The organism is Williamwhitmania sp. (assembly GCA_035529935.1).
Taxonomy (GTDB): Bacteria; Bacteroidota; Bacteroidia; order Bacteroidales; family Williamwhitmaniaceae; genus Williamwhitmania.
In genome coordinates, this window is sequence record DATKVT010000178.1 from 1 (window position 1) to 26,005 (window position 26,005).

Genomic DNA, 26,005 nt, shown 5'->3' on the forward strand with positions numbered 1-26,005 from the left:
ACGGGAAGCTGGCCAAAAGCATTTTTAAATATGGTCTAACCTACATCGCAACTGTGCTGCTAAACGCTTATTATCAAGACAATATCGGAATATTTAAATTTTTGTCATGTACTTAGGCATATTCCTTATAAATAATTGTGATTAACAAACAAACTCCTATTATGAAAACCCTTTTTCATCTATCAATTTTCTTATTGTTAAGTCTACAATCATTCGGGCAAATGGTTATGACTGTTCAAGGTGTGACCCCAGAAAATGTTTGCAAACCTAATGCTGTATATTTTCTAATGGAATGGAAGGCAAGACCAATGGAATTAATAGACTCAATTCAGGCAAGGTTGAATAATCAAGTGTCCTTTGCCAAAGAGAACCCAAGTCTCGAGTCGAAAGTATCAATTCAATTTGCAGTAAACTGTAAAGGAGAAATTGGTGACGGTTTTCATGTGGTAACAAAATCAGGAAATGATACATTCGACAACGAGTTGATAGAATTCTTTAAGACTATTAAAAAGTGGAATGCTGGGAAGATTAAAAAGAAGACAGTGGATAGCTGGTATATGTGGAGACTTGAAGTAAAAAACGGATATATCACTATTTTAAATAAGTAGGGTGTGCCAACAGAGATTTAGCTCATGTGGGATGATTTATGGTTGAATCAACGCTTGTGGGCAGTTTTATTAATGATTGATAAACAGTTTCAAACTACCAAACAGTATAACTACCAAAACGTTAGTGCCTAAAAACTCTCCTCCAAAAGCCCCAATGCTTCCCACATTTTGTAAGTTTACAGATGCATTTGCTTGAATCGGAATGGATCGTAAAACATACATATCATGGATTTAACGCTTAAGAAAAGGTTTGCGGAGCAGTGGGCAAAGTATTTTGGTGCCACCGAGCTCCCCGTAGTGTTCTACTACAGCAAGGAGGTGCACAACGCCAAGTTGGTTGCGCCAGTTAAGGGGCATAGCTGCCTTATTTGCGAGCTGGCCAAGGTGAGGAATGGCCAGTCGTTGGCCTTCAGTGCAGAGGCCATTTCCTGTGGCGGAGCCAAGCGTTACTTGGGCTTTGCCGATACCATGCGCCCTAACTTCGAGTATTTTCTATCGTGCGGCATTCCCAACAAGATGGAGGGGGAGCGCTATATCCGCACACCCGAAATGGTGGTTGAAATACAGAAGCACCAGCAGGCCATTCCCGATGCCAAGGAAAGCCACATCATCTTTAAGCGATGGGATATGCTGGAGGAGGTTGATACCCCTGCGGTGGTCATCTTCTTTGCTAAACCCGATGTGCTGTCGGGCCTCTTTACGCTGGCCAACTTCGACCAAACCGAACCCAACGGCACCTTTACCCCATTTGGCCCCGGGTGTGGCACCATTGTTCACTATCCCTACCTCGAAAAGGATGCCCTACAACCCCGAGCCGTCATTGGCATGTTCGACCCATCGGCACGCCCCTGCGTTCCCAAGGATGTGCTAACGTTTGCCGTGCCCATGGTGAAGTTCGAAAAGATGGTGAGCTACATGGACGAGAGTTTTCTCATTACCAATACCTGGACAAACGTGAGAAAAAGGATTGAAGGCTAAACCGCTGCTTTAGTTAAGGTAGTGCTGCGCTCTTTTTTATAGATAAAAGTGATACCTTGGTTAACGCATAGAAATTCAAGAAATGAAGAACAGAACATTTAACTACTTCACGCTTGTAGTGGTGGTGGTTGCCACGGCTATACTAGTGGAACGGTATTTTGCTGCCGGTTTTCCAATCACCTTAAGCACCTACGCCGGGTTGCTGCTCCTGGTACCATCGTTGTTTCTCTTCGCCTTGGCCCGCATCCAGTTGGGGAGCGCGTTTCAGGCATCCGCCGCTGCCAACTAGCTGGTAACTTCCGGTATTTACAAGAAAATTCGCCATCCCGTTTATCTCTTTGGCCTTTTGTTTATGCTTGGGCTAATAATTCTATTCCAAAGGTATATTCTAGCAATCCTTTTGGTGCCCATGGCTTTAATGCAGCTTCGAAGAATAATGGCCGAGGAGCAGGTTCTGGAGTCTACCTTTGGGGAGCAATACCGGGATTATAAGAAGGGGACGTGGTTTTGAGATGCACTGAAATTGATATTGCTATGAAGAAAACAATAGCATTGCTTGTATAACATCATTGAATATGGACCTTGAAACAAGGAAAAAGGCTAGGGTAATTCTTGTCATTTTTATTATTCTATTGATTCCACTAATATTCTTTTGCCATAAATCTTATTCAAAATGATTTTGTGTTTCAAAAAAAGTGTTACTTTTAAAATAAAAACACACAATGAAGCGCATTCTATTTTTAGTTCTAATTACTTTTTCCTTAAGTGCAAGTTTAAATGCCAACTCCTATCGTGGGGAAAAGTTCCTGATGCTGAAAAGCAGCTCAAGCAAACCAATCTCGATCCAAACGCTAGTGCGGTTGTGCTGTTTGATGTTGGATCACTCAGGTTTAACTATGGCAGCAAAATATATTTTCAACATCACAAGCGGATTAAAATCCTCACCAAGGAGGGTTTATCCTATGCCAATGTTCAAATCCCTTACTATAAAAAAAATGATTTGGAATCAATTTCTTCCATAAAGGCGGAAACCATCAATATTGACTCCGTTACTGGTAAACCGGTTGTTCAGAAGCTGGATAGCAAAGATTTTTACCCCATCGATATTAACGATAGGTGGGGTGTGATACGGTTTTCCTTCCCGAGCGTTAAGGTTGGCTCCATTATCGAGTATTCCTATACCGAGGTTTCTCGAAATTACTTTTCTCCTCAAGACTGGGATTTTCAGTGCGAACTGCCAACTCTTCATAGCGAGTATTCGGCACAAGTTCAGGAAGGGCTTGATGTACAAATCCTATATCAGGGTCCGCTGTTGCGGCATCTATATGAAACAAAATCGATCAATTTTTGGGAGTTGGATAATCTACAACCTGTGGCACCAGAGCCTTATGGTCCCGACACGAAGGATTATGTTGAGAATATATCTTTTCAGCTCAAAGGTTACTATAAGAGCGATCCAATGAAAGGGGTGGAGTATGTTAATATTCTAGACACATGGGATAAGCTAGCAATTGATTTTAGAGAAACGGTTAATGTACCTAGCTTCTCCTCTTCTAAGAATTTTGTTGATCCAATTCTGGCAGAAATCATCAAGGAGAAGGATTCGGATGCTGAAAAGGTTAGGAAGATATATTACTACGTTCAAAGTCACTTTAGGTGGAATAAGGATTTAGGAATATATCCCACTGAGAGTTCAAGGCAGATTTTACAAAATGGCGAAGGGAATAGTGCTGACATAAATTTGTTTTTAAGCTTAATGCTTCGAAGTGCCGGTTTTGCGGCCGATCCTGTGCTCATTAGCACTAAGAGTAACGGTGCTTCAACAAAAGTTTACCCGCTGTTGAGCCAGTTTGATAAGTTAATTGTTGTTGTCAACCTTTATGGCAAAAACTATTTTATGGATGCCACTGGCTCCGATTACCCTTATGGCATTATACCAGTCGAGGATTTAAATAATCAGGGTTTTAGAATTGGCAACTCTACATCCGACTGGATCTCGATACCTCTTAGTGGAGCTAGTAAACTCGATTGTTACTATTCGGTAGACCTTGCCAATTTGGCTAATGCGAAGCTTACTGCAATGTATAATTTCTCGCAGTATGCTGCTGTTGGCTTAAGAGCTGCACTCAAAAATGCTCCCGACAAGGAGGTCTATATAAAGGAACACATTGCCCTGCTTAATCAGGATTTCAACCTCGACAGCGTTAACATTAAGAATCTCGATGACATGGATTTGCCCTTGAGCATTCGCTGCTATTTTTCGGGCGGTGATTATTCCGGCGTTGGTGGGTTGCTACTTCGTACATTGGGACAATCCAAGTTTGATAAAAATCCTTTTATTGCAAAGCAACGTACTTTACCTATCGACTTCGACTACCCCATTGATGAAACCTTTACCACCGTATTCAATCTTCCCGAAGGGTATGTTGTTGATGGGCTGCCGTTAAACCAAGGATATCAACTTCTTGGCAAAAAGGGGATTGCTAGGCTTACCTCAAACTCAATTGGCAACACGGTTTCCATTCGAAGAACGATGTCGTTAACAACAAGTCTCTTTCCGCCTGAGGATTATAGCTATATTGTTAAGTACTTCGACTTAGTAAGCCAGTTTAAGGGAGCTACCGTGGTGGTTAAGAAAAAATAAAAATCTGAATTCGTTTATTGGAACAAATCTTCGATGATCGTCCTTGTGGATCCTTATCAGTTTGTTTTTAGTGGGAGAATTGCCTCATGGTTCATACTATGACTCATGCTGGAGCAGCAAAATTTTACCACCAAGATTCATGTGTTGGAATAAATTTTAAAATTTAGAAATATGCTTAAGCGTTTTTTAATTTTCTCAATTTTATTGGTCTCCCTTGGCCAAATCTCAATGGCCGAGCAATTCAAGTGGGGCAAGGTTACCAATGCCGAGTGGCAGTTGAAGGAAACCCCTATCGACACGAATGCCAATGCAGTGGTGCTCTCCGATGTAGCAGAACTAGACTTTGCCTATGGAGCACCAACAGTGTTCAGGCGGCATCGACGCATTAAAATCCTAAAGCAAGCGGGTGTTAACGAGGCCAATATTCAGATACCATACTACAGCAAGTCTTTTTCTGAAAGCGTTAAATATATTAAGGCCCAAACCTTAAATATGGATCCAGAAACTAATAAGGTTGAAGTATTACCGGTTGACGAAAAAGATATTTTTACCGTTGATCTCAGTGATAGTTGGAGTGCTAAAAGGTTTGCTTTTCCGGGAGTTAAAGTCGGCTCCATTATCGAGTATTCCTATGTGGTTGAATCAAAGCATTTTATTCAGCTAAAGGAGTGGAATTTCCAGTGCAACTTGCCAACAATTCATAGCGAATTCACTGCAAAAATCGATCAGGGATTTAATGTAAGGGTGGTGTATAGAGGGTTTCATCTTCCTGAAAAGTACGATAAGGTGAAGACAAACCACTGGGAACTCGATAACCTTAAACCCATTAAGGATGAACCTCTCTATGCCAATGCTGAAGACTATGCTGAGACCATACGACTTCAGCTCACCGGATATTTGGTGGGAGATCCCACTGGAGGTTCCGAATACATTAAGGTTGTGGACGGCTGGGAGGCTATTGCCAAACGATTTAGGGAAGGAGACTACTATGACACCTATATAAAGGACCGCGATTTTATACAACCAATTCTGAAATCGATAGTAGATAGTAGTGATAATGCCCTAACAAAGGCTCAGAAAATTTTCTATTACGTTCAGAAAAATTACACGTGGAATAACCACCGTGATATCGATCCGAATATATCATCGAAGGAGATGAGTGACAAAAAAGTTGGATCTACATCGGACATCAATATGATGCTGGTTTCGCTGCTGCGAAACGCTGGGATGGATGCTAGTCCGGTATTAATTAGTACAAAAGATCATGGTCCCATAACCAAGGCCTTTCCTCTGCTTTCCCAATTCAACCAGCTGATAGCCACCGTTGCTGTCGATGGCAATACCTACTTTCTCGATGCGGCTAATGATAGCTATCCTTTTGCCATTCTTCCACCATACGATTTGGCTACCGCTGGATTTAAAATTGACCGAGATAATTTTGTGTGGATAGACATACCTATCAGAGGAAAATACAAGAACGACAGTTATGCTAAGGTCGATTTTAGCGACTCGTCAGCAGCAACAATGTATTTTCGAAGCCAGTACGATGGCTATGCTGCAGTAGCTCTGAGGCAAAGTTTAAAAAAAGCCAATAACGACGAGATGTTTGTACGCAAGCTGATTAGGAGCGATGGTTACGATTGGGAGTTGGATAGCCTTTCGATTCAAAACAAAAGGGAAATTGAGAAACCTCTTGTGCTAACCTGCTATTTTCATCGTAGCAACAACGATCTTGCAACGAAAGATAGAATTTACTTGAGTTCAGTATCCCGTTCTTCGTTTGAGCATAATCCTATTACTGCACCAACCAGAATACTCCCGGTTGACTTAAATTACCCTTTTGAAGAAAATATGGTGGTGGTGTATAAGTTTCCAAAAGGATTTGAGGTGAAGGATAAGCCAGGACGGAGCGATTATATGCTCCCCAACGGCAAGGGAACCGCTCATTTTATGGCCAGCACAAGCGGTGTCTTTTTAAATACCAAGCTGTCGTTTACCATTACCAACCCGTTTTTCTCACCCAACGAATATCCTACGCTACAGCAGTTCTTTAATTTCGTAGGACAGGAGCAAGACCGGGTATATGTGCTAGAGAAGAGTGGAAGCTAGGTTCTCAAAAGTTGTTTTATCGCAATAAATAATAAAAAAGGGTGCCATATTGGACACCCTTTCTTTTTATAGACAAAGTATTGATTACTTCTGTTTTAGTTCGTTGGGCTTTTTGCCCATGCGCCAGTGCTCCTCAATATCTTCAAGCGAAACACCTTTTGTTTCTGGGATGTATTTTAACCCCCATATGATGCCTATGACGGCAACGGCGGCATACACAAAAAATGCCCCTGCCGGATTAGGATCGGTGGTGGAATTTCCTTCGGCAGTTTTGTTCATAATCTCCATCCCTGGACTGGTGAATAGCCATGCTAACTTCAGGAAGGTGAAGGTTACAATGGCGTTGAAAAGCCAGTTCGAAAGCGAACCGATGCTCATGCCCAAACCTCTAACCTTAAGTGGGAAAATTTCTGAGATGATGAGCCAACCCAAGGGACCAAGGCTTATGGCAAAGAAGATGATGTAAATTAGCACGGCACCCACCGAAAAATAGCGGAGGTTGGCGCCAAGTGCATCCTTAAAGAGGAAGAACGTTCCAAGAGCGAGCAGCGAAATGCCCATTCCAACTAATCCTATGAAGTAGAGCTTCCGCCGTCCAATTTTGTCGATAAGAAACATGGAGAGGACGGTGGCCAGCACATTTACTATTCCAACACTTACGGTGGCAGCAATGGCAGCCTTGGCTCCCGAAAAACCAGCAATAATGAAGATGGTGGGGGCGTAGTATATAACGGTGTTGATACCCACAAACTGCTGCACAAACATGATGCCGATGGCAATCATAAGTGCAGTTCGAAGGTATGGCTTGAATATTTCACTTACGCCAACGGTGTTATGCCTATCTGCCTCAATTTCTGCTTTTAACTTGGCAATGGCAGCATCCACCATGGAAGGATCTTCCACCATGTGCATTACCCGCCTACCCTCTTCTTCCTTCCCTTTCCCCATGAGGAAACGGGGCGATTCGGGAAGAAACATCATTCCAATAAACAGTATTGCGGCAGGAAAAACTCCTACGTAGAACATCCACCTCCAGGAGAAGGGGTCGGCTTCGTTGGCAAAGGAGAGGTCGCTGAAGTAGGAAACCACGATGCCAATGGTAATCATGAGCTGAAAGGAGGAGACCATGGCACCTCTAGTTTTTGTAGGCGAAATCTCGGCAATGTAGAGAGGAACAGTAAAGGAGGAAACCCCGATGGCTACACCCAAAAGAATACGGGCTCCGGCAAGAAAACCTGGACTGGAGGCAGCACCGGTAAGTATGGAACCAACTGCAAAGATTACCGCCGTTATCAGAATTACCCTCTTACGTCCGAAGATGTCGGTGAGCCTACCCGATGAAAGTGCACCAAGCACGGCACCAATTAGGGCTGCGGTGGTTACCCACTCCTCCTGGTTGGAGGTGAGGTTAAAACTCTGCTTCAAGAAGGGCAGCGCCCCTGAAATTACCCCGGTATCGAACCCAAACAGCAGTCCTCCGGTGGAAGCAATGGCAGCAATAACTATGACCAATGCTTTGTTTTGGCTTACTTTATCTTTCCCCATGGCAAAAAAATTATTGTGTAACTTCAATCAACCAAGATAGCAACATTGGTTTAAAATTTACTTAAATGTTTTCCTTTTTTTAAATGTCTAACTTTCAATCTTTGGCTGTTGTTTCCTCTCCTTGTTCCCTTCTATCCACTTATATACTGTTGGTAAAACAAATAGGGTCAACAGGGTTGAGGTAATTAATCCACCAATCACCACCGTAGCAAGTGGTCGCTGAACCTCTGATCCAGGTCCGGAATTGAATGCCATGGGGATAAAACCCAAGCTGGCAACCAGAGCCGTCATTAATACTGGTCGGAGTCTATCAGTGGCACCATCGATGAGGGCTCTATTTAAGGGGAGGCCTTTGTTTCGTAATTCGTTAATGTGCGAAACTAGCACAATCCCATTTAATACCGCTACCCCAAAAAGAGCGACAAAACCAATGCTTGCTGATACGGAAAGATACATACCACGCATCCAGAGTAAAAACACGCCACCCGATAAAGCAAAAGGTAAGTTTAGGAAGATGAGCAAGGCATAGCGCATCTTACCAAAATTGAGGTAAAGCAGACCTATGATGATAAAGAGCGATAGTGGAACAACTAGTATGAGATGGCGCATTGCGCGTTGCTGGTTTTCGAATGTGCCGCCATATTCTAAGAAATATCCAGCAGGTAGAATGTTCGATTTCCCAATAGCCTCCTGGAGATTTGAAACGTAGGTTCCCATATCAATACCATGAATGTTGATCCCTACGATAAGCCTTCTCCATCCATTTTCGCGCTGAATTTCACGAGGCCCCTCTTGTGGTACAATGTGAGCAACTCGCTTTAGTGGAATAAACTCGCCATTGGGGAGGTGGACTGGGATATCTTTTATTTTTTCGAATGAGTTGCGTAGATCCTCAGGAAAGCGTACAATAATATCGAACCGACGTTGTCCTTCGAATACCTGTCCTGCCGTTTCTCCTCCAATGCCAGCTTGTATCACTTTTTGAACATCATCCACGTTTATACCAAATACGGCAACAGCTTCTCGGTCAATTTCGATGGTGAGGTAAGGCTGACCGATGGGTTGTTCTGTATAGAAATTGTCGGTTCCTGGTAATCCATTCACTATGGAGGATATCTTGTCTCCTAACTTTTTGAGCGTTTCTAAATCTTCACCATAAATTTTAACGGCAAGGTCCGATTTAACACCACTTGTTAGCTCGTCAACTCGCATTGCTATGGGTTGCGTAAAGTTGTAGGACAGACCCGGTTCCGTTTTTAAGTACGGCTCAATAGCGGCTATAATCTTCTCTTTGGTAAAGCCTTTTCGCCACTCTTTTTGCGGCTTAAGAATTACCCAAACATCTGTTTGGTGTACACCCATCCAGTCGTTAGCAAGGTCGGAACGGCCAGTTTTTGGCACTACGGTTGCAATTTCGGGAATGTTTTTTTTCAGCACTCCAGCAAGCCAGTTGGCGTTTTGCATGGATTCTTTAAGGGTAACGGAGGGCATTCTAACCTGCTCTATCAAAATGGACCCCTCATCGAGTTCCGGGAGAAATTCTGTGCCAAGCCTCATTAATACGATAAGTGAAAGTGCAAAAACTCCAACTGCTATGCTAATGATTACTTTTTTGCTGTCGATTCTCTTTTCGAGAAAACGTTCATATCGTGGTTTAAGCCAGTTAATAAGGTGCGATTTTCTGATTTTTACACCTCTATGGTAGGCCAGAGATGCTAGTGCCGGAACAAAAATTAAAGCGAGCAATAGGGAGCCAAGCACCGCAGCAGCTACCGTAATCGCCATGGGGCGATATAGAATTCCCTCCATGCCGCTGAAGGTCATTATGGGAACGTAAACCATGAGGATGATTAAAACGCCAAAGAAAATAGGCTTTACCACCTCTTTCGATGCTTGTATTATCGTGCTGTCAGTGTCGTCGTACGATTCTTTATGCTGAAGTCGGTGAACGATATTTTCTACCATTACAACCGATCCATCAACCACCATTCCAAAGTCGATAGCACCTAAGCTCATCAAGTTGGCTGCAAGGCCAAATTCCTGCATGCCTATGAAAGCAAATAGCATGGAAAAAGGGATTACCAATGCAACGATGAGTGCGCCTGTGATTTCCCCAAGCAGCAGCAGCAGTACTGCAATTACGAGAAAGCCGCCCTCCAAAAGGTTGGTAGAAATGGTTGAGGTGGTTCGGTTAATGAGGTCGCTTTGATCGTAGAACTTTTCAATAACAACTCCTTTCGGGAGGCTCTTGTTTATGGTGTTGATTTTTGATTCAATATCCTTTATAACCTCTCTGCCATTGCCGCCACGGAGCATCAGTACTATTCCAGTTACAACTTCACCATTGCCGTCCTGCGTTACTCCACCCTGCCTGATTTGTTCTCCAATTTTTACATTTGCGATATCCTTAATAAATATTGGCTTATTGTGAAGATTTGCCACCACAATATTTTCAATATCTTGGCTACTGGTAATCTGCCCCACTCCCCGGATGATGTACTGCTCTCTATTGTGCTCCAAGAAATTTCCACCCGATACGCTGTTGTTGCTACCTATGGCATCAATTACGTTCTTTAGGCTAATGTTAAAAGCACGCAACTTCCCAGGCTGGACAATAACTTCGTAGTCACGAACGAAACCGCCAAAAGAGTTAATTTCAGTTACCCCTCTTACAGTTTTTAGCTGTGGTGATATAAGCCAATCCTGTATTTCGCGAAGTTGGGTAAGCGAATAGCCATCTCCATGCACCACGTATTGGTATATCTCCCCAAGGGCTGTTGAAATTGGTCCTAGCTGAGGTGAGGAGACATCAGCAGGGAGTTCGTCACGGATGGATTGGAGCCGCTGGCTTACCATTTGTCTTGCAAAGTAAATATCCGTTCCTTCGTCGAACTCCACTGTTACTGCCGAAAGCCCAAATTGAGAGATGGACCTTACTTGTTTCACTTTGGGTAATCCATTCATCCCTGTTTCGATAGGATAGCTCACCAACTTTTCCACATCATAAGGAGAATATTGCCCCGCTTTTGTAATAACTAAAACTTGAACAGGCGTTACATCCGGTAAGGAATTGATGGGGATTTTCATGAGTGCCATTATTCCGGCAATACTCATTAGGAGCACCATGGCCAGCGCAACAAACTTTTGGCGAACACTGAATTCAACAATATGGTTTAGCATAGCTCTACGGAGTTAATGGCAACTATTCTTCAGCAAATTGAGAGAATCGTGCAAGCGCCTTTAGGCTAAATACTTGCGTAACGGCAACTTTCTCTTGGTCCTTTAATCCCATTTCCACAAAGGCCAAATTGTCATGCATCTCCTTGATCACAATTTTTCTTTTTTCAAAATGCCTATCATCTTTTTTAACAAAAACGATGGGGTCGTTTCCTTCATAGGTTATGGCACCAATTGGAACGCTCGTTACTGCTGAACTCCCCGATGTTTTTATGTCGACTCTTACGTTTTCACCCGGTTTTGGCCAACCATCTTTGGTATTTAATAGAAAATTTATGGTTAACGATTTGTTGTTCTCATCAAGCCCTGGATTGATTGTGCTTATGACGCATGGTATGGGGTTTTCGCTTGTCAATCTTCTGGTAACTTCGGCACTATCGCCAACTTTTAAATACTTGCCATCCTCTGGGCTTGTGTATGCTTTTACAAGCACTTTGTTTAGGTTGATTACTGATGCCAATTTTTCATTTGCACTCACTGCCTGGCCCAGTTCTACCATGTGTTGGTCTATAACGCCTGAAATAGGTGAAAGTATTTTAAGCTTAGGTGTAATCTTGTCGCTTGTAGTAAATGTTTCGATCTCTGTTCTTGTTACCCCAACAGCTCTTAACCTGGAATAGGAGGCATTTAATGCTCCTAAGGCCCTTAGATACTCTGATTTTGCTTTTTCTAAATCGGCTTCTGAGTTAATTTTCTTCTCCGTTAGCTGCTCCACCCTCTGCAGCTGCGTACTTTGGTATCGCTCTTCAGCTCTGTTTTGAAGGTATTCTGCAACGAGGTTACCAAAAGTTAAGCTTTCCAACTCCATTACTACCTGCCCCTTTTGAACCGATTCACCTTCGTTTAATGGGAGAGAAATCACACGGCTATCAACAGGGGCACTTAAAATAGCAATGTAGTTGGGAGCCGGCATCACTACACCGGGTGCGGAGACCAGAAAGGCATGTTTGGTAATAGCGACATCCACTGTTTTTATATTAAGTTCCAGCGCTTCCTTCTCAGAAAGGGTAACCACCTGGTTTTGTGTTGGTTTGTCGGGGGTGAGTGAGGGCGGAAGTGTGGAGGACAATTTGTCTTCATTGCCCTTTTTGTTGGATGTGTTGCTACTGCAACTTGGTAGGAGAGTCAATAGAACTATAACAAGCCAAAAATTTCGGGTAATCATTAGAAGTCGAGCCATGGTCTGTTTTTTATTGCGTTCCTATTATGTTGAGAAAAAAGTAATGAAGATCAAATTACTAGTTCAAAGTCTATGTACTGCTCTAATTCTATTAGGGTAAGATAGTAATCGCGGAGGGCGGCGAGGTAGTGTTCTTGGCTGCTTAAGTAGAGTTTTTGTGCATCAATTAGGGTAACCATATTTATTTGTCCAAGTCGGTAAGCTTCGATGGTTAAGCTCTGAAGCCTTTCCGATTTCTCTTTCATGGAAGATTCAAAACGGTCTATCTTGCTTTTGGCAGCGTGATAGCTATGCCAAGCAATTTCAATTCGCTTCTTCATTTCAAGGTAAACCGATTCCTGTCTCCATTCAAGTTCCACCTTTTGAGCCTTTGCAAGTTGAACCATGCTGTGCTGGTTAAAGAATCCCCAAAGTGGAATGGAAACGCCTACCTGATAGCCTCTAAAGTTATATCCACCACCATAATTCTGCAGGTAATAACCAAATTTTAAATTCGGCAAATAGCTCGAATTTGCTTGGTTAACTTTATTTTTTGCTGCAGCAATTTCACTGGATAGTGCAAGATACGGAGGTTGCTTTTGGAGGTATTCTAATGCCTCCTCCTGCGGAATATTGTCTTGCTTACTTAAGAGGGTGTCGGTAAATGAGATGTCATATCGCTGATCCTCAGATTGTAGTCCAATTGCGTTGAATAAGCTATATCGTGCTTCATGAAGCAATTGCTCGGCATCGTCATTATTATTGTTTGCCTCCTCCAGTCTGAGTTCAGAAGAAAGCAAATCAATGTCGTTGCCTACCCCTCTTTGAGATTTGAGCAGTGCAATATCTCTAAGATTAGAAACTAATATTATCTCCTTCTGACGTAAATTACGCAGGTATAGGCTATACAATATGTGTATGTATTTGTTCTTAATGTCTGCACTGAGGGTCTTTATCTTCCACTGTAACTGAAATTCAAGCGATTTTTTTTCATTTGAAACTTTTCTATTTCGATAGTAACTTGTTAAGGGGAAATCAACAGATTGTTCAACGGTAATACGCTGTTCGGCAAAAATATTGCTATTTCCTTGTGGCATACCCTCTTTGGAATAGGTCAGGGTTGGATCACTAAGTCCTACGGTTGATTTAAGCTCAACCTCTTTCTGACGCAGCTGAGCTCTTAGCTGATTGATCTCCGGATTTTTTTCCATTGCCAACTTAATGGCACTCTGGATTGTCAGAAGTGTTTTTTTCTCTTGAGCGTTTGTCACATTTATTAGGAAAATCCCAATAATAACTAAGAGTCGTGTTTTCATGCTCAACCTATTTTTTAGAACGTATGGGCATTTTTTCGCAATACAATTTACAAAAAAAACACAACTCTTCAGGAAGAATTTATCAATAGTTAATTCCTCTGATAATAATTGAAAAAGTTGGTTGATAGTATATTGGGTGTTTTTAGCTCCGATCTCGTAAGCTTTACCTCCAGTATGATAGGGTTGAGTTGATGGAATGTTTCTTTTAAATCTAGGTGATGGCAATGTTTGACCTCGCCATACAAAGGCAGTAATGAAGATTTAAATCAACCTCCAAGAGAGTATTTGAGGTTGATATTGTTATTGCGATAATACTTGAAGTTTCTTATTGTTTAAGCTTATAGTTCCTCCATAAGTTTCTAGCAATGGCAACGAGTAGGGCAGCGGCGGTCAAGTTCATCAGAATGTTGAAGAAAGTGTAGACCGGTGTTTTTATGTTGATAATTCTTAGGATTACTTGAATTACAAAAAAAGCTAGTGTGCCCCATGCCGAATATTTGCCCCACTTGGGAAGGTTGGAAAAATGCATAGTTTTTTCTTCAAACTTAGAAAAAATAGGTGTAGCTTGGTTACGTTCACACATAAAATGAGACCAATGTTCGGGGTAGTTTGGCTTTTCGATGCCGATGATTGATTACCTTTCCATGATATGGTATGCGACTCATTTCTGCTATCTTTACGCAAATTAATTTGACATGGATTACCAAGGTTTGCTTGAGGAGATTGCTGAAGAAATAAAACCCCTGTTGGGCCAAGGACAGGTTGCAAGCTACATTCCGGCCTTGGCAGAGATAGATTCACGGAGTTTTGGGATGGCAATTGTTACCATCGATGGTCAGGTTTTTAGGGTCGGCAAGGCCAATGAACCATTCTCGATTCAAAGCGTGTCGAAGGTTTTTAACCTTATTTTGTCCTCCTCTACACTTGGAGATGCCATTTGGAGAAGGGTAGGCAAGGAACCATCGGGCAATGCTTTTAACTCGTTGCTACAGCTGGAGTTTGAGAATGGGATACCGCGCAACCCATTCATAAATGCGGGCGCCATTGTGCTTGCCGACATGCTATGTGAACATTTTCCAAATGCGGAGGCCGAGTTGTTAAGTTTTGTACGCAAGTTGACCGACAATCCAGCCATAGCATACGATATGCGCGTGGCAACTTCCGAAAAAGAGACAGGCAGTAGGAACTACTCTCTTGGATTTCTAATGAAGAGTTTTGGCAATATTCGTATGCCCATCGACACTGTAATGGATTTTTATTTTAAGCAGTGTTCCATCTCCATGAACTGTGTAGATCTAGCCCGCTCTTTTCTGATGCTGGCAAACCATGGGGAGGTTCCTGGTTCTGGCGAAAGAATTCTCACAATGAGTCAGGCCAAACGAATTAACTCGCTCATGCTCACCTCTGGGCTTTACAACGAAGCGGGAGATTTTGCTTTTAGGGTTGGACTTCCGGCCAAGAGTGGTGTGGGCGGAGGTATTGCAGCAATTATCCCCAAGCTACTCAGTGTGGCTGTATGGAGCCCTGAACTCAACAGCTTTGGTAACTCGCTGGCCGGAATTCATGCGCTGGAATTGTTTACCACCAAGTCTGGCATATCCATTTTTTAATGATAAGAGCTGTCCAAAATAAAATACCGGTGCATAGGTTCAGCAACCTAAGCCGTTTTCCTGAGCTGGTACATTTTGTAACTACGCGCCATGGTGGTGTAAGCCAAGGTGGCGATGCCAGCTTCAACTTAGGCTTTCATGATACTGATTCTGACGCAAATGTCAGAGAAAATAGGCTTCGCTTGGCAGCCGCGGTTAATGTACCTATTGATAATTTTACTCATCAAATACAGGTTCACAGTGCAAATGTCACTGTGGTTGATAACACTCTACGAGGGGCAGGAACTCTGGCTCAAGAAACGGCTATTCAGCAAAACGATGCGCTTATTACCCGTGAAAAGAATATCTGCCTCGTTACCAAAGCGGCCGATTGTGTTCCCATGCTTTTTTACGATCCTGTTGAGGGAGCTGCAGCGGCCGTTCATGCAGGATGGCGAGGAATGGTTCAGGATGTTGCCGGAAAGACTGTTGAGGCTATGGTGCATAATTTTGGCTGTAATCCCCGTAACATTTTAGTTGGAATTGGCCCAGCCAATGGCCCATGCTGCTATGAGGTTGGTGAAGATGTGGAGGACGCTGTTGCTAAAATATTTCCAAATATGGATGGGCTTTTGGTTAAAGGCAAAGGACTGCGCCATCACTTGAACCAGTGGGAGGCCAATCGGAGGCAGCTTATCCAGGTTGGAGTCCCAATGGAAAATATTGAGGTTGCTGGGTTATGTACCCAATGCAACGGCAATGAATTTTATTCTGCACGTCTTGGGCATACGGGGCGATTTGCAGCTGGAATAATGATTGGTAAGGTAATATTAGGATTATAACCAAAAAATATTGTAGTCTAGGTAAAACATTTTTGTATCGTAATCTAATGTTTACGGTATAGTAATATGCGGAAAACACCCTTTCCCTTATTGAGAAGTTAAATGCTTTTGTATCTTTATAAACAATTAAGCATCCCTGTTTTTAAAGACTGCAGCTATGCTTCAACTCTTGAATATCTCTTTCGATTTCATCTACCTTCCTCTTCTGGTGTTGGTTGCCCTAGCTTGGCTTATTCCCATGGCGCTTTCCTTGTTGCGGGTAAAGCGTGTGCCATCTGTAATTGTTGAAATTGTGTTGGGCTATTTTGTTGGCCACTATGTTCTTGCCCATTCAACAATTGGAGGAATCTACATCCTTAATTTTCTTGCCTTGACGGGCTTCATCTTCTTGATGTTTCTCAGCGGTCTTGAAATTGATATGGAGCAGCTACTTGGCTCGTTTCCGAGAAAAAAGTTGAGCGCAGGGATATTCATCAAGAATCCGCTGCTTGTCGCCCTCACCTATTTTTGCATTTCGTTAGTGCTGTCAATTGCTGCTTCGTGGGCACTTTCTTTTTGGATTGCAGTTCCCAATGTTTGGTATTTTTCCCTAATTTATGGTAACCACCTCGGTTGGCATAATCTTACCAGTGTTAAAGAATAGAGGTGAGGCGTCAAGTCTATTTGGTCAAATGGTAATTACCTCCGCGGCAGTTGCCGATATACTGGGAATAATTCTATTCACCTTTACGGCATTTATACTCAAGAATGAATTTCGGTTCGACATACTTTATATTTTTATCCTCTTTGCTGCCTTCTTCTTCTTTTACCAGTTGGGAAGTCAATCTCGCAAATGGGTTGTGCTGCGTAAAATCAGCTTTCAACTATCGCATACTGCCTCCCAAATAAGCATAAGAGGCTCACTGTTTCTTCTGCTAATTTTTGTTGTGATTGCACAGTATATAAGCCCAGAGGCTGTGCTGCTTGGCGCATTCCTCTGTGGGCTATTGCTTTCACTTTTCATGCACAAGGGCCGTTCGCTATTGCTAGTTAAGCTCGATGGAATGGGTTTTGGCTTTTTTATCCCCATATTCTTTATGATGGTTGGCGCAACCTTTAACCCGGCGGCACTTGCTGAATTTGACCTAAGCCTTATTCCGCTGCTAGTTGTGCTGCTTGTGGTAAAGATCGTTCCATCAGTAATGTGGTTTAGGCAGTTTGGCTTACGCAAGGCCCTTTCTGGCGGTGTCCTAATGTCATCACGCCTTAGCCTTATAATTGCTGCGGCGGCAATTGGTCTTGAAATGGGGCTGGTAACACCTGGTCTAAATGCTTGTTTCATTTTACTAGCCGTGGCAACCTGCTTTCTTGCACCGTTGCTGCATGGTTTTATCGATTCAGAAAGAACTTTTTTATCGGATAAAACAATAATTGTTGGTGGCAGTAGCGTTGGAGTGCTGCTGGCTCGCAGGTTGAAAATTCATGGGCGCGCTTCCATTATTGTAGAAAAAAACGAGAAGCGCTTTAATGAGCTAAAACAGAAAGGATTTGTTGCTTATTATGGCGATGGGGCTGAGCTAAATACATTTTTGGATATAAATACAGTGAGGGATAATCATGTGGTGGTTATCACAGGTTCGGACGCTTCCAACGTGCAGATTTGCGAGATGCTACGCCACGATTTGAACCATGAAAAAATTATCTCTACCGCCACAGGATTGTCTATTGAGCGTATGCTTAAAAAATTTGGTATTGAATCGGTCGACACCACTCGCGTAATGGCTACAACCATAGAAAATCTGATTCTACGTCCAGCTACCTACCATGCGTTGGTTGACAGTTTTGAGAATTTTAGTGTTGAGGAGATTCACGTGCGCAACACCTCAGTTGATAGTCTTCAACTTAAAGATGTGGCCTTCCATAAAGATGCCATTCTCATAATGCTTAGGCGAGGTAGCTCTCTAATTATTCCTCATGGTGAGTCCTATCTTAGAGTTGGAGATGTGCTCACGGTTTTTGGCACAAACACTGCTATGGAGGATGCGCGCCTTAAACTTAGTGGTGATTCTTAGGTCTTAAAGAAATATTTTGTGTGTGGGTAGGGGCGGTTGTTTCCTCTATGTGAGGACGGTTGAGTAGCGATCTGCAACGGCTTTTAACCCCAGCACTTGGTGGGATGAAACTGCTTTCGTATCTTGCACCACGCTTTTGTTATCTAGTTCTGTATGGGTAATATTTCCATCACGTTAGAAGGGCGTGTGAATAGAGGTAATAAAACAACCATAAGTTGTCAACGATAAAAAGGGAAGAGAATAATGGGAGAATTAGTAAGGCATAATAGAACGGAAGAGTTTCATGCCTACTTTCAGAAAATGGTAAAGTACTCTCGGATGAACGAGGATACCATTGTTACACCCGACAATGTTTACCAGGAAGCTCATAAGGCTAATCGCAATTTACTATTTGAAATTATTAGTAAGTGTCACCAGCCGGGGAGCACCATTTTAGGAGTGGAGAATGTCCTTGCCTTAGATGACTTAGCAAAGCAGGGTAAATCCTGCCTAATTCTCTCGGAGCATGTGTCCAATCTTGACGTGCCTAATCTCTTTGTTCGATGCTATGACAATAAAGAAAAGCGCCTAAAGGAAATATTTGAACGGTTTATCTTTATTGCGGGTACAAAACTTAACGAATACCCAATGGTGAAGTTGTTCACCGAAATGTTTACCCGAGTGGTAGTATACGCCATTCGGTCCATCAACGAGCTCAAGAATTGCGAAGAAGGCAAAGCCGAGATGGAACTGGCTAACAAAATAAATATCCGTTCTACCAGAAAAATCGGCGAATTGCGTAATCAGGGTTTTATATTCTTTCTATATGCTGCGGGAACCCGCTATCGCCCATGGCAGCCTGAAACAAAAAAAGGAATTACCGCCGTCTATAGTTACCTAAATTCTTTCGACTACTTCTGCTGCGTTTCAATTAACGGGAACACCATGCCCCCAAGGAAGCATGAGGACATGACCAAGGAGGAGGTGTATGATGACGTAATGGTATTCAACTTTGGGGAGGTGATGGATGCACGTCAATACCTGAAGATGATGGCAGAAAAGCATCAGGACGGAAATAGCTCCGATGGTGATAGCGTCAAGCAAGTTGTTGCCGACGACATTATGGCCCAAATTGATCAGCTGCATTATAAAGCGGAAGAGACTAGGGCAAAATTCCTTCACTAGGGCAAAATTAAATTCATTAGAACTTCTTCCTCCTAGTTCTGTTTATACCAAATGGAAAAAAGTATGTATTTCGACGATAGAGCCCAGAACTGGGATGCCGATGTTTCTAAGGTGGAGCGTGCGCAAGCATTTGCTTCCAAAATTGTAAAATTTGTAAAGCTAGAGCCCTCTTTTACTGCAATGGAGTATGGTTGCGGAACTGGCTTACTCAGCATGCAGCTGCGTGATAAGTTTTCTGAAATATTTTTGGTAGATACCTCAGCAGGTATGCTGTCGGTGCTGAAGCAAAAAATTGAAGAGGGGGGAATAACCAACTTTCGACCTACCCTTGTAGATTTACAGCAACAACCAGCCCCAATTGGCTCCTTTGACGTTATTTTTACAATGATGACACTGCATCATGTTGCAGACATCCCATCCTTGCTTGCCGCTTTTTGGCAGAATATGGCACAGGGAGGTTACCTTTGCATTTCAGACTTAGTCTCCGAAGATGGGTCCTTTCATGCAAACGACCCATCCTTTGATGGTCACAATGGCTTTGACCGTGCCTTTATTGGTAGCGCACTCGTAGCCGCAGGATTTACAGTTGAGGAATATGCGGTTTATTTTACACTCAGTAAAATGGTGAAAAATCAAAAAAAGGATTATCCCCTTTTCTTCGTTATTGCTCATAAACCATAAAACAGTTAATGAAAGCAATTTCTTGGTTCGACAATTTGATCAGCAGAGCCATTTAAATTGTTGCTTTGTGTTCAGATTCCCTTTACAAAACGTAGCGGTTTCAATTGACGATTTTTCTCCATCTAAGTATTGCTATTAAGCATGGGCATATAAGCAATATGAATAAATATATGTTCTTCAAGGTTCGTTGCTTATCTGTTTTATAATCAGGATTTTGAAAGCAAAAAGTGCTAAAAAACTGCTTGATAAAGAACGTGTAGGAGTAGTTTTTGTGAGTTGAAAATACTTTTGTAGTTTTATATCCTGAAAACAGCGGATGTTGCACGTAGTTTAACAATCAACTTTTTGCGCCAAAATGCAATCCGTAATTACGTAATTAAGGGAGAAAAATCTCATTGGATGCATAGCCTGCATCCTCAATTTGTATTTTTCTTTTTAAGATAATCGTTAGAATAATTTGCATCGTTTTTCATTTGTTTTGTAATTCAACACCACTATGAGTGAAGCCTACTATTCCATTATTGCTGCAACCGGAAAATATATTCCTACGAAGGTTGTAAAAAACGAAAAATTTTTAAAGCATAAGTTTTACAACTCCTCGGGTGAGCAGTTGGTAAAGCCTAACATGGAAATTATTGATAAGTTTAGACAGATTACTGAAATTGAGGAAAGACGCTACGTTGAGGATAATTTAGTAGCATCCGATATTGGCTTTTTAGCCGCATCCGACGCCTTGGCCTCCTCCGGAATCAACAAGGAAGAGCTCGACTATATAATTGTAGCGCACAACTTTGGCGACGTTAAGAAGTCAAACCCCAAGTCGGACATGGTGCCAACCCTAGCTGCGCGCATTAAGCATAAGTTGGGAATAGTCAACCCCTTTACGGTTGCTTATGACCTACCTTTTGGATGCCCAGGATGGCTTCAGGCAATGATTCATGCAAACTATTACATTAAATCGGGCGATGCCAAGCGAGTAATGATTATAGGTGCAGAAACTCTTTCGCGCGTGTCGGATCCACACGATATCGACAGTATGATATACTCCGATGGTGCTGGAGCCGCCATACTTGAATCGGTTAAAAGCCCCACTCAAACGGGTGTTCTTTCTCATCTTACCCGGTCGGATACCATTGACCATGCCCCTCTGCTCACCATGGATATCTCCTACTGCCCCGAGTTTGAGAACGAAAATATCTTTTTGAAGATGAATGGTCGGAAGCTGTATGAATATGCGCTTAATAACGTGCCACAAACGGTGAAAACGTGCATTGACAAGGCAGGTCTTCAGCTGACAGACATTAAGAAGGTGCTCATCCACCAGGCCAACGCAAAAATGGATGAAGCCATACTTTCTAGGTTATTCAAGCTCTATAATGTGAGCGAAATTCCTGCCAACATTATGCCAATGACCATCTCCAAGCTGGGAAACAACTCAGTTGCAACCTTGCCAATACTTCTCGATATTATTCGAAAAGGGGAGATGGAAAATCAACAGCTTAATAGTGGCGATCACATTGTTTTTGCATCGGTAGGTGCAGGAATGAACATTAATGCGGTGGTGTATCGTATGCCATAAGCATTCGTAGTAACTTTGAGCCTGCAGCGGAGGAATATATTCATGCTGCAGGTTTTTTTTTGACTCGAGATAGATGAATATTCCACGCTTTGCTACTATATTAATCTTTTGATTACTATCTGGTGAATGAGTGGTTATTCCTCTTTATTTTTTTAGTTTCTCGTGCTGTTGCGTATTAAACCTCTATCGTGTTTTAACCTCCAAGGGGCATTATATTTATTGGCTTTGGGATTTGAAGAAATGGCCAACTTTGGAAAAAATAATCAGCAGTGAATCGTTTTTTAGATATCCGAAGTTACTTTCAGGGCGTTGGTTTTGCCTTCAGGGCATTGCAGAGTCGAAACTTTAAGCTCTTCTTTTTTGGGCAGATAGTCTCCTTGCTGGGTACCTGGATTCAAAATATTGCCCTAGGATGGCTGGTATACCGGCTTACCAATTCCGTATTTTTACTTGGCGTAGTGGGCTTTGCTGGGCAAATTCCATCGTTGGTGATTACACCAATTGCTGGTGTATTTGCCGATAGGCTTAACCGAAGGAATGTTATGCTTGCCACCCAAACAGCCTTTATGGCGTTGGCTTTCCTTTTGGCTGCCCTCGTGCTGCTAAATGTGATTCAAGTGTGGCAAATAATCCTGCTGGCAACCTTAAATGGTGTGGTGCTTGCTATCGATACTCCATTTCGACATGCTTTCTTGCTTGTAATGGTGGGAGAAAAGTCGCTACTTCAAAATGCCATTGCACTAAATTCCACGCTTATTAACTCAGCAAGGTTTATTGGGCCAACTATTGGAGGTATTCTCATTGCTTTGGTGGGGGAGGGATGGTGCTTTTTTTTCAATGGGATTAGCTTTCTTGCAGTAATTGGAGCCCTGATCGCCATGGTGGTTATCGACACTCAGCAATCATTGGGAAGAAACTCTATCTTGGCCGATTTGCGGGAAGGGTTGAAATACTCCTTTAATTTTGTACCCATTCGTTACCTGCTTATACTGGTGATCACCACCAGCTTCTTTGGCCTTCCATTTCAGGTGTTTATGCCCGTTTATGCCAAAGATATCCTGGGTGGAGGAGCCGAGTTGCTTGGCTTTCTTACAGGAGCGATGGGGGCTGGAGCACTTGTAGGTGCATTTTACCTAGCTAGCAGGAAAACTACCAATTCATTTCCCCGATTAATCCTTTTTGCCGCGGCTACATTCTCTGTTGGACTTATGGGCTTTGCCTTCTCAACGGTCACTATCCTGTCGTTGGTGCTCATATTTTTTATAGGCTTTGGCATGATAGTGGAGTTTGCCTCTACTAACACCTTGCTTCAAACCATTGTAGATGAGGATAAACGGGGAAGGGTGGTGTCGCTCTACGGCATGTCGTTTTTGGGGATTTCGCCGTTGGGAAGCTTGCTGCTCGGCAGCTTATCGCATAGCTGGGGCGTGGATGTGGTGCTGTTTGTTTCTGGAATTTTCTGTCTGCTTGCAGTGGGGCTTTATGCAAGGAGGGTGCCGATAATTTCGCACGTGGTCCGGTCAATCAACGAACACTCGTAGATTTGTGCTGTTCTAAGTAGAAGGGGGCCAGCCTAATGTATACCCTTCTTTTCCTCAATTCTTTTCTGGATGCAGTGGTATATTTGATTACGAACTTTTCGGTATCGGCAGGCCACTGGATGTATTTTGATCCGTTAAAGGTGACAACCGTTCCATTGTGGCTTATTGGGTATTCATCATCCAACTTCCAAAGAAGGAAACCCGGGTGGGACGAATCGTCGAGGTTGGTAAGTTTGGTATAGTGTAATATCACCGTTGCGTTGAGTTTATGGTGTTCCACCTTAAGCTCTTTGAATAGGACGCTGTCGAACGATACGTCGAAAACCACCTCTTTAATGTTGTGTTCCCAGTTATCCATGAACTGGGCATAGTCTTCCGCAGCTCGTTCCTTTGGCGTTGGTTCGTTTTCACGGGCGGGGGCAGAGATAATGTTGTTGAGGTAGTATTTTGCAATTTTATCCTTTGGAAACACCTGAATGATTGTTTCCTCAAACCAGTAGCAACCATGCAATCCACATAGTAGTACCATAAAAACACCGAGGCTAACCCTTTTCATAGTGTAAAGGTTTGGTGAAAACTAAATAGGAGAACAAGTTACTGCATTTTGAGGAACAAGTAAATAGGGTGTCCTTGGTTGATACTGAAGGCATTTATTAACAAGAGAATCAGCTTCGCTATAACTATTCTCCAATTATGCTACTTTTGCAGCCATAATATTGACCTATGGAACAGATTGTTTTATACATGGCCCCCATGCAGGGCTTTACTGAATTCCCTTTGCGAAATGCATTTGCTGCTGCCGGTGTGGCTGTCGATGGTTTTGTTGCACCCTTTGTTGATGCTCATGAATTTGCCAGAGGAAAGGCACGAAAGCTCAAGGATTTGGAGGTAGTAAACAACAGTTCTATTTCGTTAACACCTCAGCTGCTTGGCTCAAATCCCGATGAGTTGGTGGCACTTGCCGGGTGGTTCCACGAGTTGGGATACAAAACCATAAGCCTAAACCTTGGCTGCCCCTATCCTATGGTAGCGCTAAAGGGAGCTGGGTCAGGCCTTATAGCACATCCAGAGGTAGTTGATCTCACTCTTTCAAAACTTTTTTCCGCTTTCCCCGATATATCACTTTCGGTTAAAACACGATTAGGCTACGCTGATCCACTGGAGTTGGAAGGCCTGATCCCCGTGCTGAACAAGTATAAGCTGGCAGAGGTGGTGGTGCATCCACGAATCGGCAAACAACTCTACAAAGGTGAAGTGGACTTGGATGCTTTCGCTAAGGTTGCAGCGGACTTAAATACCCCCATCTGCTATAATGGTGATATTCTTACGCTGTCCGATTTTAGACAACGAAAGCAGCGCTTCCCTTCCATAAACCGTTGGATGATTGGTCGCGGAGCGCTACAAAACCCTCTTCTTTTCTCCGAAATTAGGAGTGGTGTAGAGGCCACTGCCGACGAGAAGCTCAAGGTAATTGAGATTATTCATGACGAATTGTTTAGGCACTACGTTAGCGTACTGTCGGGTGATAGCCATCTATTAAAGAAAATAGGACCATTTTGGGACTACTTTGCTGCCGGATTTCCCGAACGTAGGAAGTTGCTTAAAAAGATTGTCAAGGCTACCAAGGCTGAGCACTATCAGTTGGCCGCCATTGAGTTCTTTAAGGCCTAAGAAATGGCAATGATTCCTTCCGAGAGCTTTGGTATTATTCCAGAGATATCCTTTTGCATGCAGTAGCTTACATCCGCAATAAATCCTTTTTTTATTAAGAGCTGAGCGTGGTGACAGTTTTCCAAGGCAGACATCAGATTTCCTTCAAATCCTTTGTACAAGTGCATTAGAGTAAATGCATAATCGCTCAGGGTGGCAGCAAAACGTTCTGACAAAATGCTGGCAATCATGCCTGCGCACAGCGCATCCTCCAGCGTATAGCTCTCTGCCGATCCGGCGCATACAATAGTCACATCCTCACCCTCGTTGCCCAGCCAGTTGCCTATTGCCGTTGCATTTAGAAACGAGGCAATGGTTACATTCTTTGCTTCAACGCTGCCCGTAAGTGCTCTCGTTCCGTTGGAAGTCGTCAGTATTATTGTTTTCCCATCCACCACTTCCTTTGTGTATTCAAACGGAGAGTTGGCTAGGTGAAATCCCTCAATTTTAACTGCATTTCGCTCCCCACCTAAAAGGACACCAGTATTCATTATAGTGGCATAGCATTGTCTTGCATCCTCAACATGCTCCTTCGGAATTATTGCGATGGCTCCATTTTGCAAGGCTGTAACAATTACCGTTGTGGCCCGCAATACATCAATTACAGCAACATTTTTGCCCTTGATTATTTTGGGTTGAAGTTCTGCAGGTGAACCTACAATGTCTACTCTCATATTTTCTAATCAATGATTTTAAAGGTTCAAAGGTAGGTAAATTCCGGTTTTTGCCGATTTTGCGATTGAGTGCATTTTTTTTGCTGGAGAAGCAACAGCTGCATGCTCTATGGTTGATAAATTCGATGAAATTCTCAACAACAAGATAGTCAGTGGTCTCAAAATATATTGCAGAATTCTATCACATTAGGTCTTTTATTTTCAATGTTTTTTCAGGTAATTATTTTTAGGGCTATTATGGCTGTAAGCCAATGCTATAAAGCAACGGCCCAATATTTGTTTGAAAATATATTCTAAAAGATTTGGAGTGTAAGGTAAGAAGTACTACTTTTGCATCCGCTTTCGAACCGGTAACGACCGGTAAATGGCGGAAGCAGGGCGGGTAACCGCCCGAGGATCTTTGACCGGCTGTAGCGAGTTGACCCCTGTAAGGGGGGAGACTAAATAACAAGCAAGACGAAAGGAATAGCACAACAACAAGCAGGAAAAGAAAGCGCAAGCCGCGCGGGAGCGCGGCGACCGGAAGCTGGGAATACTAACTAATAGGAAAAGCTTTTCACAACGAAGAGTTTGATCCT

General features: G+C 42.8%; 20 protein-coding genes. 14 read left to right on the plus strand and 6 right to left on the minus strand.

The features are described from left to right. The first annotated feature begins 221 nt into the window (after positions 1-221). The 5 genes from VMW01_13690 (at position 222) to VMW01_13710 (ending at position 6,339) form a co-directional block, all read left to right on the plus strand. Positions 222-608 carry a TonB C-terminal domain-containing protein gene (locus VMW01_13690; protein ID HUW07303.1) on the plus strand — a complete coding sequence of 129 codons (387 nt, stop codon included), beginning with the start codon at positions 222-224 and terminating at the stop codon, positions 606-608. A gap of 225 nt (positions 609-833) precedes the next feature. Further along, a complete protein-coding gene (locus VMW01_13695) occupies positions 834-1,586 on the plus strand; it encodes a DUF169 domain-containing protein (protein ID HUW07304.1) in 753 nt (250 codons plus the stop codon). An 82-nt stretch (positions 1,587-1,668) separates the two neighbouring features. Further along, positions 1,669-1,875, plus strand: coding sequence for a hypothetical protein (locus VMW01_13700; GenBank protein HUW07305.1), 207 nt, complete (start codon positions 1,669-1,671; stop codon positions 1,873-1,875). Between the two features lie 384 nt (positions 1,876-2,259). Next, positions 2,260-4,230, plus strand: a complete 1,971-nt coding sequence (locus VMW01_13705; protein HUW07306.1) for a DUF3857 domain-containing protein — start codon at positions 2,260-2,262, stop codon at positions 4,228-4,230. 171 nt (positions 4,231-4,401) lie between these two features. Continuing rightward, positions 4,402-6,339 (plus strand): DUF3857 domain-containing protein, encoded by a 1,938-nt coding sequence (locus VMW01_13710; GenBank protein HUW07307.1) that lies wholly within the window; start codon positions 4,402-4,404, stop codon positions 6,337-6,339. Positions 6,340-6,423: 84 nt separating this feature from the next. Here VMW01_13710 and VMW01_13715 read toward each other — a convergent pair whose 3' ends face one another. The 4 genes from VMW01_13715 to VMW01_13730 all read right to left on the minus strand — a co-directional run bounded on the left by VMW01_13715 (position 6,424) and on the right by VMW01_13730 (position 13,596). Further along, positions 6,424-7,884, minus strand: a complete 1,461-nt coding sequence (locus tag VMW01_13715) for a sugar porter family MFS transporter (protein HUW07308.1) — start codon at positions 7,882-7,884, stop codon at positions 6,424-6,426. 87 nt (positions 7,885-7,971) lie between these two features. Then, positions 7,972-11,064, minus strand: coding sequence for a CusA/CzcA family heavy metal efflux RND transporter (locus tag VMW01_13720; protein ID HUW07309.1), 3,093 nt, complete (start codon positions 11,062-11,064; stop codon positions 7,972-7,974). Between the two features lie 22 nt (positions 11,065-11,086). Beyond that, a complete protein-coding gene (locus tag VMW01_13725) occupies positions 11,087-12,301 on the minus strand; it encodes an efflux RND transporter periplasmic adaptor subunit (protein ID HUW07310.1) in 1,215 nt (404 codons plus the stop codon). Between the two features lie 50 nt (positions 12,302-12,351). Beyond that, a complete protein-coding gene (locus VMW01_13730) occupies positions 12,352-13,596 on the minus strand; it encodes a TolC family protein (protein ID HUW07311.1) in 1,245 nt (414 codons plus the stop codon). A gap of 695 nt (positions 13,597-14,291) precedes the next feature. On the opposite strand from VMW01_13730, the gene VMW01_13735 reads away from it, so the two are divergent. The 8 genes from VMW01_13735 (at position 14,292) to VMW01_13770 (ending at position 23,043) form a co-directional block, all read left to right on the plus strand. Continuing rightward, positions 14,292-15,206, plus strand: a complete 915-nt coding sequence (locus VMW01_13735) for a glutaminase (GenBank protein ID HUW07312.1) — start codon at positions 14,292-14,294, stop codon at positions 15,204-15,206. After that, a complete protein-coding gene (gene pgeF, locus VMW01_13740; protein HUW07313.1) occupies positions 15,206-16,027 on the plus strand; it encodes a peptidoglycan editing factor PgeF in 822 nt (273 codons plus the stop codon). Before VMW01_13735 ends, pgeF begins: the two co-directional genes overlap by 1 nt. A 157-nt stretch (positions 16,028-16,184) precedes the next feature. Beyond that, a complete protein-coding gene (locus tag VMW01_13745; GenBank protein ID HUW07314.1) occupies positions 16,185-16,670 on the plus strand; it encodes a cation:proton antiporter in 486 nt (161 codons plus the stop codon). Continuing rightward, positions 16,657-18,078 carry a cation:proton antiporter gene (locus tag VMW01_13750; GenBank protein HUW07315.1) on the plus strand — a complete coding sequence of 474 codons (1,422 nt, stop codon included), beginning with the start codon at positions 16,657-16,659 and terminating at the stop codon, positions 18,076-18,078. Before VMW01_13745 ends, VMW01_13750 begins: the two co-directional genes overlap by 14 nt. 243 nt (positions 18,079-18,321) lie before the next feature. Then, entirely contained in the window at positions 18,322-19,242 is a 921-nt protein-coding gene (locus VMW01_13755; GenBank protein HUW07316.1) for a hypothetical protein, read from the plus strand. A gap of 63 nt (positions 19,243-19,305) precedes the next feature. Continuing rightward, positions 19,306-19,923, plus strand: a complete 618-nt coding sequence (locus tag VMW01_13760) for a class I SAM-dependent methyltransferase (GenBank protein HUW07317.1) — start codon at positions 19,306-19,308, stop codon at positions 19,921-19,923. 496 nt (positions 19,924-20,419) lie between these two features. Next, the gene (locus VMW01_13765) at positions 20,420-21,502 is read left to right on the plus strand and encodes a ketoacyl-ACP synthase III (protein HUW07318.1); all 1,083 of its coding nucleotides are present in this window, start codon (positions 20,420-20,422) and stop codon (positions 21,500-21,502) included. Between the two features lie 269 nt (positions 21,503-21,771). Further along, positions 21,772-23,043, plus strand: coding sequence for an MFS transporter (locus VMW01_13770; GenBank protein HUW07319.1), 1,272 nt, complete (start codon positions 21,772-21,774; stop codon positions 23,041-23,043). Here the strand turns inward: VMW01_13770 and VMW01_13775 are convergent. Then, positions 23,027-23,599: a hypothetical protein gene (locus VMW01_13775; protein HUW07320.1), complete on the minus strand. Its 573-nt coding sequence runs from the start codon at positions 23,597-23,599 to the stop codon at positions 23,027-23,029. The genes VMW01_13770 and VMW01_13775 overlap by 17 nt on opposite strands. A gap of 167 nt (positions 23,600-23,766) precedes the next feature. Between VMW01_13775 and VMW01_13780 the strand changes: the two genes are divergently transcribed. Continuing rightward, positions 23,767-24,714, plus strand: a complete 948-nt coding sequence (locus VMW01_13780) for a tRNA-dihydrouridine synthase family protein (GenBank protein HUW07321.1) — start codon at positions 23,767-23,769, stop codon at positions 24,712-24,714. Here the strand turns inward: VMW01_13780 and VMW01_13785 are convergent. After that, positions 24,711-25,427 (minus strand): 2-phosphosulfolactate phosphatase, encoded by a 717-nt coding sequence (locus tag VMW01_13785; protein ID HUW07322.1) that lies wholly within the window; start codon positions 25,425-25,427, stop codon positions 24,711-24,713. The genes VMW01_13780 and VMW01_13785 overlap by 4 nt on opposite strands. Positions 25,428-26,005 lie beyond the last annotated feature (578 nt).